Origin of the sequence: Cetobacterium somerae ATCC BAA-474 (genome assembly GCF_000479045.1) — a bacterium.
GTDB lineage: Bacteria > Fusobacteriota > Fusobacteriia > Fusobacteriales > Fusobacteriaceae > Cetobacterium_A > Cetobacterium_A somerae.
In genome coordinates this window covers 1-12,630 of the sequence record NZ_KI518165.1, presented here as the reverse complement: position 1 = coordinate 12,630, position 12,630 = coordinate 1, and the positions used below count along the sequence as shown (strand labels likewise).

The following is a 12,630-nucleotide window of genomic DNA, read 5'->3' as shown; positions in this document are numbered from 1 at the left end:
AATTTTTTAATTTTATTTTTTACAAACTTTAACCATTGAGGGTCTAATAACTTTCCCCTTCATTTTATAACCTTTTTGAAACTCTGCTATAATTTCATCATTAGCATAATCTGCTGAGTCTTCAACGGAAACAGCCATATGTAAATGAGGATCAAATGTAGCTTTTTCAGTTTCTATAGCTTCAACACCTTCACTAGCAACAGTACTTTTCATTTGAGAAAGTGTCAATTCAACACCTTTTACAAGGGAATCAAAATCTTTTGTTTCAGAAGAAGCAGCGATAGCTCTTTCAAGATTATCGATTATATCTAAAACTTTTACTACTACTTTTTCAGAAGCAAAAGCTTTTAAATCATCAAATTCTTTCTCTTTTCTTTTAGTGAAGTTTTGGAAATCAGCTTGTTTTCTTAAGTAAGAGTTTTTCCAATCTTCAACTTCACCTTTTAATTTTTTAATTTCATCTTCTTGAGACACAGTCTCTATATTTTCATTTTTATTTTCTGTATCATTAATTATTTCTTCAACTATTTCTTCTTTTATTTCTTTATCTGCCATCACTATCTCCTTCATTACTTATTTCTTTTATAACTTTGTTAACCTCTTTTGTAACATGTTGTATAAGGCCCATAGTTTTTGAATAAGACATTCTTTTAGGTCCCATAACACCAATGATACCTGGAGAGTTATCCATATTATAAACAGAATATACAAAGCTATAATCTTCTAATCCTTTTACAGCGAGTTCTTCGCCAAAAATAACATTAACTTCACCCTCTTTAAAAGGTCTAGACTTAATTGCCTCTTCGAAAAGTTCTTTTATTTTTTCTCTTTTAGAAAAAATATCTAAAACATCACTAATCTCATTAACTTGTTTATCTTTAAATATTTCAGAGGAGTTTTCTAAAAAAAGTTTTCCCTCCACTTCGCTATAAACAAAATCAATAATTTTTTCGATTTCGTGAGATTCAACAGAACTATTTCTTATTTCATTATTAATTCGTTGTGATAACTTTAAGAGCTCACTTTGACTACACACCTCTTCAAAGAAAATCTTTTTAGTCCGAACACTTTTGTTTTCCATAACTATAACAGCCATAGCCATATAATCATCAATATGAACTAGGTCAACTTTTTTTATTTTTTCTTTTTTATGTGTAGGTTCAATAACAATTCCAACATAGTTAGTTAATTTAGATAAAAGCATTGAAGTTTTTTTCAAAACAGAATCCAATTCTCTCATTTTAATATCATAAACAGAATTTATTCGAGCTTGTTCTTCTCTTGAAAGTTTTTCAATTTTTAGAAGTTCTTCTAAGTAAAATTTATAGCCTTTATCCGTGGGTATTCTTCCTGAAGAAGTATGAGTTTTTGAGATAAATCCCATATCCTCTAAATCAGACATTACATTTCTTATTGTTGCAGAGGATAGATCTATATTATATTTTTTAACAAGAGTTCTAGAACCGATTGTTTCTCCTGAAAGAAGATAAAAATCAATAATGGCACTAAGAACGAGCTTTTCTCTATCGCTGACAACCATAAAATCACCCTTTTTTAACTTTTTATTAGCACTCAACTCGATGGAGTGCTAATCTTGCAATTAATATAATACAAAAAAAAATAAATGTCAATACTTTTTTTGAAAAAATTTAATTTTTTTTTAAAAGTAATTATAATTAAATAATAGTTTAAAAATGAATAGAAATACGGTATAATTTTTATATCAATTAATGGTCAAGGGGTGAGTAAAATGGGAGTTATTGTAGGTAAAAGTATTTTCCCAGGAATAGTTATAGGTCAACCCTATATAGAAAGAAAAAAAAAGATAGATATTGAAAATTATAAAATTTCTTCTGAAAAGGTTGAAGAGGAAATAGAACGATTTTTAGAAAGTGTACAAAAAGCTAAAAATGATATAAAACAAATTAAAGGCAATTTAGAGGGTAAAATAAATAAGGAAGACTTGCAGATTTTAACAGTACATATAATGATGTTAGATGATCCTCAATTTATAAGTGATATAAAAAAAGGAATAAAAAAAGAAGAAAATAATGCAGAAGCGGTTGTAAAGAAAGTTTCTAATAAGTATATAGAAATGTTTGAAAAAATAGCAGATCCAATTTACAAGCAAAGAGCATTAGATATAAAAGATATAAGTGAAAGAATAATAATGAATCTAACGCATGAAGATGATATAGATTCAAATTTAAATGGTAAGATTTTGGTAATCAGAGAATTATTACCATCAGAGCTTTTAAAAATTTATTATAGTGGAATAAATTTAAGTGGAATAATAATGGAGTATATGGGAGAGACATCTCATACTGCAATACTAACAAAAGCATTAGAGATACCTACACTAATGGGTGGAAATGATATTTTTTCTGTAGACTGGGGAGATAAAATAATTTTAGATACAACATCTATGGAAGGTAAAGTTGTAACTAATCCAGATATAAAAACATTAAATAGATATGATGAAGAAAAAAATAGATATAGAAATAAAATGAAAGAGATAGAGGAATCTATTGATAAAGAAACAGTTACTTTAGATGGAGAAAGAGTTTATTTGCATTTGAATATAGGTGGTAGGTTAGATATAACTCAAGTTAGTCGAAAAAGACCTGATGGTATTGGATTGTTGAGAACAGAACTTATATATATGGATGCAGTAGAATTTCCAAACGAGGAGAAGCAAAAAAAAATATATGAAAATATAGCAAGAGAGTTTGAAGAGAGTCAACCAAATAAACCTATAGTTATAAGAACTTTAGATATAGGAGCAGATAAAAAACTATCTTATTATAAAATGGTTGATGAAGAAAATCCATCGTTAGGATGTAGAGGGATGAGACTAACTTTAGCAGATAAGAATCTTTTTAAAAATCAAATTAAAGGAATTTTAAGAGCCGCAACTCATCATAATATAAAGATGATGTATCCAATGATAACAAATTTAAAAGAAATAATTGAAGCTAAAGATTTAGTAGAAGAGTGTAAAAAAGAACTTTTAATTGAAGGAAAAGAATTTAAAGAAAATATAGAGGTTGGAATGATGGTAGAAGTACCATCAAATGTTATGTTAGCAGATATTTTTGCTGATTATGTAGACTTTTTTTCTATTGGAACGAATGATTTAACACAATATATACTTGCAACAGATCGTTATAGTCCAATAGCTGAAAAGCTTTATGATTGCTATGATCCTGCAGTTATAAGGGCAATAAATATGGTTTCTAGTGCAGGGCTTAGAAAAAATAAAAAAGTTTCAGTATGCGGAGAAATGGCTGGAGAAAACCAAGCTGTCATAGCTTTATTAAGTTTAGGAATAAGAGATTTAAGTATGGCACCAGCATATATTCCAAAAGTAAGAAATTTAATTCGAAAAATTGAGCTGTCAGAGTTGAAAGAAATTAAAATAAAACTATTAAAATCTAAAGATTCTCAAGAGGTAAAGAATATCCTAAATGAATATTTAGAAATAATTGAAGGGAGAAATTAAAAATGAAAAAAGTGGAAGTAACTATTAAAAATAAGGCTGGATTACACGCAAGACCATCATCGTTATTTGTACAAACAGCAAGTAAATATGATTCAGATATAAATGTAATATTTGATGATGAGGTTATAAATGGAAAAAGTATTATGGGATTGATGCTTCTTGCAGCAGAACAAGGAAGAGTACTAACTTTAGAGTGTGACGGAGAAGACGAAGAAGAGATGATAGCTGATTTAATTGATTTAATTGAAGTGAAAAAATTTAATGAGGAGTAAAAATAAAAAGTGGAGATAATAAGAGCTGAAAAAATGGGATTTTGTTTCGGTGTAAAAAAAGCTGTTGAAACTTGTTATGAGATATCTAGAAAAAATATATCTAAAAAATATATTCTTGGAATGGTAGTTCACAATAAAGATGTTGTGAAAGAGATGGAGAATATCGGTTTTATAATAGTTGATGAAAAAGATATATTAGAAGGAACGGATCCTTTAAAAAAAGGGGATACAATAGTAATTAGAGCTCATGGGACAACTTCTCAAATTATAGATGTATTAGAAAAAAAAGAAGTGGAAATACATGATGCAACATGTATTTTTGTAGATAAAATAAAAGAGATATTAATTGAAAGAGAAAGTCTTGGAGATGAAATAATTTTCATAGGAGACAAAGAACACCCAGAGGTAAAAGGGATTATTTCTTTTGGGAAAAAAGTTAATGTTTTAAAAAATTTAGAAGAATTAAAAGAAAGTTCCTTAGATAGGAGTAAAAGATATTCGGTACTAACTCAGACAACTTTGAATAAAAGTAAATTTTTAGAGATAAAAGAATATTTAGAAAAATACTATTCAAATGCTCAGATATTTGATAGGATATGTGGAGCGACTAGCGAAAGACAAGAAGCTACTAAAAAGTTAGCAAATATTTGCGATATAATAATCGTGATTGGTGATTTAAAAAGCTCAAATAGCAAAAAACTTCTGGAAGTAGCAAAAGCTGAGAATCCCAATAGTTATTTAGTTCAAAATGATGAAGAATTAGATATGTCTATATTTTCTGAAAGTATGAAAATAGGTATAACAGCTGGAGCATCAACACCAGAAGATATAATAAAAAAAATAGAAAATAAAATAAGGGGGAACTTTAATGTCTAACTTTGATTACTACGAAGATTTTGAAGCATTATTAAACGAGTACATGCCAGTAAAAGAGGATGAAGAAATAAAAACTAAAGTGACTGGAACAATTGTAAATATGGATAGAAACTTTACATATTTAGAAGTACCTGGAGAGCCAAAGGCTGTAAGAGTAAGAACAGAAGAGTTAACAGGATATACTGTAGGAGACGAAGTTGAAGTTCTAATAGTATCTCAAGCTGAAGAGGAGGATTCTTTAGTTTTAATTGGTTCTAAAAAAAGAATCGATATGGAAATTGGAGCTGAAAAATTAGAAAAAGCACTTCAAAACCATGAAATTGTAACTGGAAAAGTTATGAAAAGAGTAAAAGGTGGATATATTGTTGAAGTATATCATCAACAAGGATTCTTACCTAACTCATTATCAGAAATTCCTGCAGATCAAGGAGATTCATTCATAGGAAAAGAATTACAACTTGCTATTAAAGAGATAAAAGAAGATAAAAAAGGAAAGAAAATTCTTTTATCGAGAAAAGAACTTGTTATTGCAAAAGAATTAGAAGCAATTGATAAATTAACATTGAATGAAGTTGTAAAAGCTACTGTTTTAGAAGTACTAGATTTTGGATTAACAGTAAAGTTAGATGAAGCTAGAGGATTTATTCATATTTCAGAAGTAGATTGGAAAAAAACTTCAGATTTACATAAGTTATACAAAGCAGGAGATGTAATTGAAGCAAAAATTATAGAGATTGAAAGAGATAAAAGAAATGTAAAATTATCTATAAAATCTTTAACAAAAAACCCTTGGGATATAGTTGCTGAAAATAATAGCATAGGTCAAGAAGTAACTGGTAAAGTAACAAGAATAGTAAATTATGGAGCTTTTGTAGAGTTATTACCAGGAGTTGAAGGATTAATTCATAGTTCAGATTTCTCTTGGACAAGTAAAAAGGTAAATGTTAATAACTTTGTTAAAGTTGGAGATGAAGTTAAGGTTGTTATTACAGAATTATCACCTAAAGAGAGAAAATTAAAATTAGGTATAAAGCAATTAAGTTCTAACCCATGGGAAGGTGCTGAAAATAAGTTTGCAGTAGGAACAATTTTAACTGGTACAGTTGTAGAAGTTAAACCATTTGGAATATTTGTGCAAGTTGAAGAGGGAGTAGATGGATTTATCCATAACTCAGACTTTGCGTGGTCAGGAAACAAAAGATATTCTAAGGGAGATAAGGTAGAGTTTAAAGTAGTAGAATTAAACTTAGAAGATCAAAAGATAAAAGGAAGTATTAAAGACTTAACAAAAAGTCCTTGGGAAACAGCTTTAGAAAATTATAAAGTTGGAGATAGAGTAGAGAAAGAGATAAAGAACATTCAAGATTTTGGAATGTTTGTGAAATTAGGAGAGGGAGTAGATGGATTTATTCCAACTCAATTAGCTTCTAGAGATTTTATAAAGAATTTAAAAGATACATTTAAGTTAGGACAAGTTGTTTTAGCTGAAATTGTTGAAATTGATTCTGAAAAGAAAAGAATAAAACTTTCTATAAAAAAAGTTCAATTAGAAAAAGAAAAAAATGAAAATAAAGAGTTAATTGAAAAGTATGGAGTTTCTTCAAGCGAAGAGTAATATAATTAAAAGGTCCTCTAATTATAAGAGGACCTCAATAAAATCAATAAAAAATTCAGTTGACTTTTTGTAAGATCATGTTATAATAATTAAAGACAATGAAAAAGATTTATTAAGAAGAGACTTCCTGTTTCTCACCTTATGGGGCAAGGCCTACATAAAGGTTACATTAAATTTTTGTTTAGGGCGAGCCCTAATAATTATTTGAGTTAAACAGGAATTTTACGTCCTGTTTTTTTTATTTGATAGTTAATAGGAGGTGTCTATTATTTCGGACAAAGTTAGAATTAATGAGAAGATAAGAGGTAGAGAGTTAAGAATTATCTCTGAAACTGGAGAGCAATTAGGAATAATGTCAGCAATGGAAGCATTAGAAGTTGCTGTACAAAAGGAATTAGATTTAGTTGAGATATCACCAAATGCTACGCCACCAGTATGTAAAATAATGGATTATGGAAAGTACAAATATGAGCAGACTAGAAAAGCTAAAGATGCTAAAAAGAACCAAAAGCAAGTTATTGTTAAAGAGGTAAAATTTAGAGCTAGAATAGATCAGCATGATATGGATACAAAAATAGCTCAAGTTAAAAAGTTTTTAGAAAAAGATAACAAAGTAAAAATAACTCTTGTTCAGTATGGAAGAGAAAGAATGTACGCTGATCAAGGAATAGGAATGCTAGATCAGATATCTGATAGATTTGTAGAAATCGCAGATGTTGATAAAAAATATAATGATAAGCAAAAGTATTTAATCTTATCGCCAAAAAAATAGTGAAGATTTGAGAGGAGGAACATTACAATGCCAAAGATGAAAACTCATAGAGGTGCTAAAAAGAGAATTAAAGTTACTGGAACAGGGAAATTTGTTGTTAAAAAGCCAGGAAAGAGCCATATCTTAACAAAGAAAACAAGAAAAAGAAAGAACAGATTAAAGAAGGATACAGTAATCACTTCAACATTAGAGAAGCACTTAAAAGGATTATTACCATACGGAGTAGGAAGATAATAATTCTTAGGAATATTATTGTTAAAGGACCAATTATAGGAGGAGAAGTAAATGAGAGTTAAGACTGGAATAGTTAGAAGAAGAAGACATAAAAAAGTTTTAAAAGCTGCTAAAGGATTTAGAGGTGCGTCAGGTGACGTATTCAAGCAAGCTAAGCAAGCTGTAATGAGAGCAGAAGCTTTCTCTACAAGAGATAGAAAAGTTAGAAAGAGAAAGATGAGACAATTATGGATCATCAGAATCAACGCTGCTGCAAGAATCAACGGATTAACTTACTCAACTTTAATGAATGGATTAAAGAGAGCAGGAATCGAGTTAGATAGAAAAGTTTTAGCAGATATCGCTTTAAACAATGCAGCTGAGTTCGCTAAATTAGCAGAAACTGCAAAAGCAGCATTATAATTATAATTTAAAAGAGCTTCGGCTCTTTTTTTTTATTTTAAAAAATCTTAAATAAAAAGAAAAAATATGATATAATTTTTAGGAGAGTAGTTTTAAAAAACCTAAGGGGGATTAAAATGCTAAGAAAAAAAATACTAAAGAGAATAGACGTAAGTAAAGAAGATTTATTAAGTCAAGAGCAAGAGATAAGATTTGAACTTTTAACAAAAGCAAATGATATTGATAATTTAAAAAAATTAGGGACAATTCTTTTTTATAAAAGAGACTGTGAAGGTGCTCTAGAAATTTATGAAAAACTTAGAGCTTTAGGAAAAAAAGATAGTGATACGATAGGATTTTTGGGATACTTAAACTACGAATTAGGTAACTATACTAAAAGTATAAAATATTTTAATATGTTTTTAGATAACAAACCTGGTGATGCGTTTGTTTACTTTTTATTAGGAAATGCCTACTCGAGAGCAGGGAAAATAGTAGAAGCAATAAATAGTTATGATTTTGCTATATTTTTGGATTTAGATATATACAGTGCTCATTTAGATTTTGCTAAAGAGTATGAATTTTTGGGAAGATATAAAAAAGCTTTAAATGAATATATAGCAGCTTATGAAATCGATCCAAGAGATAAGGATATAAAAGAAAAAATTAAATATTTAAGAGAAAAAATTTAGGTTAGTTCAAAATAGGGGATAGAAAATCTATTCCCTTATTTTATAATACAGTTAAGAATCAAGGAGAAAATAATGATATCAATAGCATTAGTTTTAACGGTAGCTATTTTTTTAATAATAGCGCTACTATTTGGTATGAATAGAGCTATAGCAGCTTTACCAGCACTTTTTTTTATAATGTTACTAATTTCTTTTTTTGGATTTATAGTAGTACAGTTTTTTCCAATTATTCTAATATTTTTAGTTATTAGATATTTTATGAATAAAAAAAATCCAAGAAGAGGAAACTTTTACTATAAAACATATACTCAAAAAGATTTTGAAGATATGTTTAGAAACCAAGGTAATCAATATGGAGGAAACTATCAAGGTGGTTATCAAAATAATCCATTTGGGACTTTTGAAGATAAAAGTAAATATTATAAAATCTTAGGAGTTCAAGAGGGTGTAACTCCTGAAGAATTAAAAAAAGCATATAGAGAATTAGCTAAAAAGCATCATCCAGATAGATATGCAAATGCTGAACCTGAAATAAGAGAGATGCACGAAAAAAAGTTTAAAGAGATAAATGAAGCTTACGAAAAACTTCAATAAAATTATAATTAAATTATTTTGCAAAAATGTTAAATCTTATGGTACAATGTAAAAGTTGAATAAAATGGAGGGTATGATGAGTTTAAAGACACTAATTTTAGCAGCTGGAAAAGGAACAAGAATGAAATCAGAGCTGCCAAAAGTTTTACATAAAGTTTGTGGAGTGCCGATGGTACAAAAAATTGTAGATACATGTAGTAAAATTGGTTCAACTGAAAATATATTAATATTAGGACATAAAAAAGAAGAGGTATTGAAAGTACTTCCAAATATTGAATATGTAGTTCAAGAAGAGCAATTAGGGACTGGACACGCTGTTATTCAGGCAAAAGATAAGCTTGAAAATTTTGAGGGAACAGTGATGATATTATGTGGAGACACTCCTTTATTGAGAGAGGAAACTTTAAAGAAGTTATATGACTACCATAAAAACTCTAAAGCTACAACAACAATATTAACTTCTATTTATGAAAATCCATTTGGATATGGAAGAATTGTAAAAGAAGATGGAAGAGTTGTAGGGATTGTTGAAGAAAAAGAAGCAACAGATGAAATAAAAGCTATAAAAGAGGTAAATGCAGGTGTTTATTGCTTTGAAGCTAAAGAGTTATTGTCAGCATTAAAAAGAATTGATAATAAAAATGAAAAAGGTGAATACTATTTAACAGATGTTATTGGAATAAATGTTAAAGATAACAAGAAAGTTGAAGCTTTTTTATTAGAAGATAATGATGAAATATTAGGAATAAACTCTAAAATTGAATTGGAAAAAGCTAATTCAATAATGAGAGATAGAATAAATATAGCTCACATGGAAAATGGTGTTATTTTCATTGATAAAAATAATACCTATATAGAAGAAAGTGTAGAAATTGGACAAGATACAGTTGTATATCCAGGTGTTCTACTACAAGGTAGCACTAAGATTGGAAAAAATTGTGAAATTTTAGGAAATACAAGAGTTATTGATTGCCAAATAGGTGATGAAGTAAGAATAGAAAGCTCTGTATTAGAGGACAGTATTGTTGAATGTAAAGTAACAATAGGTCCATTTGCACATTTAAGACCTAAATCACATTTGAAAGAAGAAGTTCACATAGGAAACTTTGTAGAAGTGAAAAAATCAGTATTAGAAAAAGGTGTTAAAGCAGGGCATTTAACATATTTAGGAGATGCTACAGTAGGAGAAAAAACTAACATAGGTGCAGGAACAATAACTTGTAATTATGATGGTAAAAATAAATTCAAAACCACAATTGGAAAAAATGCTTTTATAGGAAGTGATACGATGTTGGTGGCTCCTATTACTATAGGAGAAAATGCATTAGTAGGAGCGGGGTCAGTAATAACTAAGGATGTACCTGAAAATGCGTTGGCAGTATCAAGAAGTAAACAAGTTATAAAATTTGATTGGAGGAAATAGAAAAAATGGAAAGACCTGGGGTAAAAATTTTTGCCGGAACATCAAATATGGAGTTAGCTAAAAAAATAGCTGAGAAATATGGGACTTCAGTAGGAGATGTTGAAATTGTTAGATTTAAAGATGGAGAGGTTTATGTTTGTGTGGGAGAGACAGTAAGAGGTAGAGATATATTTATTGTTCAATCTACATCTGAGCCTGTAAATGAAAACATAATGGAGTTATTAATATTTATTGATGCATTAAAGAGAGCTTCAGCAAAATCAATAAACGTTATTATTCCTTATTATGGATATGCTAGACAAGATAGAAAATCAAGACCAAGAGAGCCAATCACATCGAAATTAGTGGCAAATTTATTAACAACAGCAGGAGCTACAAGAATTGTAACTATGGATTTACATGCTGATCAGATTCAAGGATTCTTTGATATTCCAGTGGATCACATGCAAGCTTTACCGTTATTAGCAAAGTCATTTATAGGTAGAGGAATGTCAGGAGACAAAGTTGTTGTTGTATCACCAGATATTGGTGGAGTAAAAAGAGCTAGAAAATTAGCTGAGTGGTTAGATTGTAAAATAGCAATTATTGATAAAAGAAGACCAAAACCAAATATGTCAGAAGTTATGAACTTAATTGGAGAAGTTGAAGGGAAAATCGCAATATTTATAGATGATATGATTGATACTGCTGGAACAATTACAAATGGAGCAGAAGCTATTATGGCAAGAGGAGCTATTGAAGCTTATGCATGTTGTACACATGGAGTATTTTCAGACCCAGCTATTGAGAGATTACAAGCTTCTTGTTTAAAAGAAGTGATAATAACAGATTCAATAGCGTTACCAGAGTCTAAAAAGATTGATAAAATAAAAGTAGTTTCTGTTGATGAAATTCTTGCAGAAGCTGTTAGAAGAATTGTAAATAACGAGTCAGTATCTGAGTTATTTGAAAAGTAAAAGCACATAGAAAAGCTAGTATTCTACTAGCTTTTTTTTTTTTAATATGTTAGAATTATTTATATAGATAAAGGTGAGGAAAAGGATTAATTATGAAAAGAATTGTGTTTAAAGAAAACAATATTGATTTAGAAGTTATAAAAAATGAATTAAATAATAATGGAATAATAATTTATCCTACAGATACAGTATATGGAGTAGGTGCAAGTATCGACTCGCTAAAAGGCCTACAAAAAATTTATGAGGCAAAAGAGAGAAACTTTAACTCTCCATTGATAGCACTTCTTAGCAAAGTAGAATACATTGAAAAAATTGCAATTATAGATGAGGAAAAAAAAATAATTATAGAAAAGTTAGCAAGTGAATTTTGGCCTGGCGCTTTGACAATTATTTTAAATAAGAAAGAAAATGTTCCGGGTATAATGGTTTCTAATGGAGAAACAGTGGGAGTAAGAATACCAGCTTTAAAGTTAGCTCAAGATATAATTGAAAGTGTTGGTGGAATTTTACCGACAACAAGTGCTAATATTTCAGGAGAAAAGACGCCTAGAAGTTTTGAAGAGTTAAGCGAAAAGTTTAAAGAAAGAGTAGGAGTTATAGTTGATGGAGGAAAATCTCCTTTAGGTATAGAGTCAACGATATTAGATTTAACAAAAACGCTTCCAAAAATTCTTAGAGAGGGAGCTATAAAAAAAGAAACAATAGAGAAAGTTATTGGAAAAATATAAAATTTTGGAGGAAAAAATGAAGGCACAAAAGGTAAACGCAAATAACATGAATCCTATGCAAATGAATGCTATGTCATCGATGATGGGTATGATGAATTCAATTCAAAAAATTGGTAAAGGTAAGAGAAAATATTCAGTATCTTTAGATAAAGGAACAAAAAAGTTTTTATCTAAATTTATAGAAGAGATAAAAAAGCAGTTTGCAGTAAATAGTGGAATGCAAAATGTTGGTCAGTTTTTAGACTATGTGAAATCAGTGGCAGATTCAAAAGATAAAATGGAATTAAAATTATCTTATGAAGAGCAAGAGTTCTTAACAAAAATGGTAGCAGACGCAGTTAGAGGAATGGAAACTGTACAATTTAAATGGTATCAGCTTATAAAAAAATCAATGACAAAAGTTATGATAAAACAATATAGAGAATTACTAGCTCAATTAAAAAAATAAAAAATATATAAGACTAGAAGTAGAGAATTATTCTACTTCTTTTTTTTAAAAAAAATGTTGACATTTTTTATATGATAGGGTATAATTATAAATGTCTGAAGGGATGCCGCTTTAGCTCATCTGGTAGAGCAACTGAC

At 29.0% G+C, this 12,630-nt stretch carries 15 protein-coding genes; 13 read left to right on the top strand and 2 right to left on the bottom strand.

The features are described 5' to 3' along the window. Positions 1-12: 12 nt before the first annotated feature. Both grpE and hrcA read right to left on the bottom strand, forming a co-directional pair. Complete coding sequence (gene grpE / locus HMPREF0202_RS07355; protein ID WP_023050254.1) at positions 13-555, bottom strand: nucleotide exchange factor GrpE; 543 nt, start codon at positions 553-555, stop codon at positions 13-15. Continuing rightward, positions 545-1,540 carry a heat-inducible transcriptional repressor HrcA gene (gene hrcA / locus HMPREF0202_RS07350; RefSeq protein WP_040406855.1) on the bottom strand — a complete coding sequence of 332 codons (996 nt, stop codon included), beginning with the start codon at positions 1,538-1,540 and terminating at the stop codon, positions 545-547. Before hrcA ends, grpE begins: the two co-directional genes overlap by 11 nt. A gap of 210 nt (positions 1,541-1,750) precedes the next feature. Here hrcA and ptsP point away from each other — a divergent pair, with 210 nt between their 5' ends. From ptsP to HMPREF0202_RS07285, 13 genes are all read left to right on the top strand, one after another. Next, positions 1,751-3,502 (top strand): phosphoenolpyruvate--protein phosphotransferase, encoded by a 1,752-nt coding sequence (gene ptsP / locus HMPREF0202_RS07345; protein ID WP_023050252.1) that lies wholly within the window; start codon positions 1,751-1,753, stop codon positions 3,500-3,502. 2 nt (positions 3,503-3,504) lie between these two features. Next, positions 3,505-3,774 carry an HPr family phosphocarrier protein gene (locus HMPREF0202_RS07340; protein ID WP_023050251.1) on the top strand — a complete coding sequence of 90 codons (270 nt, stop codon included), beginning with the start codon at positions 3,505-3,507 and terminating at the stop codon, positions 3,772-3,774. A gap of 9 nt (positions 3,775-3,783) precedes the next feature. Continuing rightward, complete coding sequence (gene ispH / locus HMPREF0202_RS15325; RefSeq protein ID WP_023050250.1) at positions 3,784-4,650, top strand: 4-hydroxy-3-methylbut-2-enyl diphosphate reductase; 867 nt, start codon at positions 3,784-3,786, stop codon at positions 4,648-4,650. After that, a complete protein-coding gene (locus HMPREF0202_RS07330; RefSeq protein ID WP_023050249.1) occupies positions 4,643-6,265 on the top strand; it encodes a S1 RNA-binding domain-containing protein in 1,623 nt (540 codons plus the stop codon). Before ispH ends, HMPREF0202_RS07330 begins: the two co-directional genes overlap by 8 nt. A 259-nt stretch (positions 6,266-6,524) precedes the next feature. After that, a complete protein-coding gene (gene infC / locus HMPREF0202_RS07325; RefSeq protein ID WP_023050248.1) occupies positions 6,525-7,037 on the top strand; it encodes a translation initiation factor IF-3 in 513 nt (170 codons plus the stop codon). A 27-nt stretch (positions 7,038-7,064) separates the two neighbouring features. Then, positions 7,065-7,271, top strand: coding sequence for a 50S ribosomal protein L35 (gene rpmI / locus HMPREF0202_RS07320; protein WP_023050247.1), 207 nt, complete (start codon positions 7,065-7,067; stop codon positions 7,269-7,271). A gap of 51 nt (positions 7,272-7,322) precedes the next feature. Beyond that, positions 7,323-7,673 carry a 50S ribosomal protein L20 gene (rplT, locus tag HMPREF0202_RS07315; RefSeq protein WP_023050246.1) on the top strand — a complete coding sequence of 117 codons (351 nt, stop codon included), beginning with the start codon at positions 7,323-7,325 and terminating at the stop codon, positions 7,671-7,673. A gap of 116 nt (positions 7,674-7,789) precedes the next feature. After that, positions 7,790-8,344 carry a tetratricopeptide repeat protein gene (locus HMPREF0202_RS07310; protein WP_023050245.1) on the top strand — a complete coding sequence of 185 codons (555 nt, stop codon included), beginning with the start codon at positions 7,790-7,792 and terminating at the stop codon, positions 8,342-8,344. Between the two features lie 72 nt (positions 8,345-8,416). Beyond that, positions 8,417-8,938 (top strand): J domain-containing protein, encoded by a 522-nt coding sequence (locus HMPREF0202_RS15620; RefSeq protein ID WP_023050244.1) that lies wholly within the window; start codon positions 8,417-8,419, stop codon positions 8,936-8,938. 76 nt (positions 8,939-9,014) lie between these two features. Beyond that, on the top strand, positions 9,015-10,361 hold the full coding sequence (gene glmU, locus HMPREF0202_RS07300) for a bifunctional UDP-N-acetylglucosamine diphosphorylase/glucosamine-1-phosphate N-acetyltransferase GlmU (protein ID WP_040406849.1): 1,347 nt from the start codon (positions 9,015-9,017) through the stop codon (positions 10,359-10,361). Positions 10,362-10,366: 5 nt separating this feature from the next. Further along, positions 10,367-11,317, top strand: coding sequence for a ribose-phosphate diphosphokinase (locus tag HMPREF0202_RS07295; RefSeq protein WP_040406847.1), 951 nt, complete (start codon positions 10,367-10,369; stop codon positions 11,315-11,317). Between the two features lie 92 nt (positions 11,318-11,409). After that, a complete protein-coding gene (locus tag HMPREF0202_RS07290) occupies positions 11,410-12,045 on the top strand; it encodes an L-threonylcarbamoyladenylate synthase (protein WP_023050241.1) in 636 nt (211 codons plus the stop codon). A 16-nt stretch (positions 12,046-12,061) separates the two neighbouring features. Beyond that, complete coding sequence (locus tag HMPREF0202_RS07285; protein ID WP_040406845.1) at positions 12,062-12,493, top strand: hypothetical protein; 432 nt, start codon at positions 12,062-12,064, stop codon at positions 12,491-12,493. Positions 12,494-12,630 lie beyond the last annotated feature (137 nt).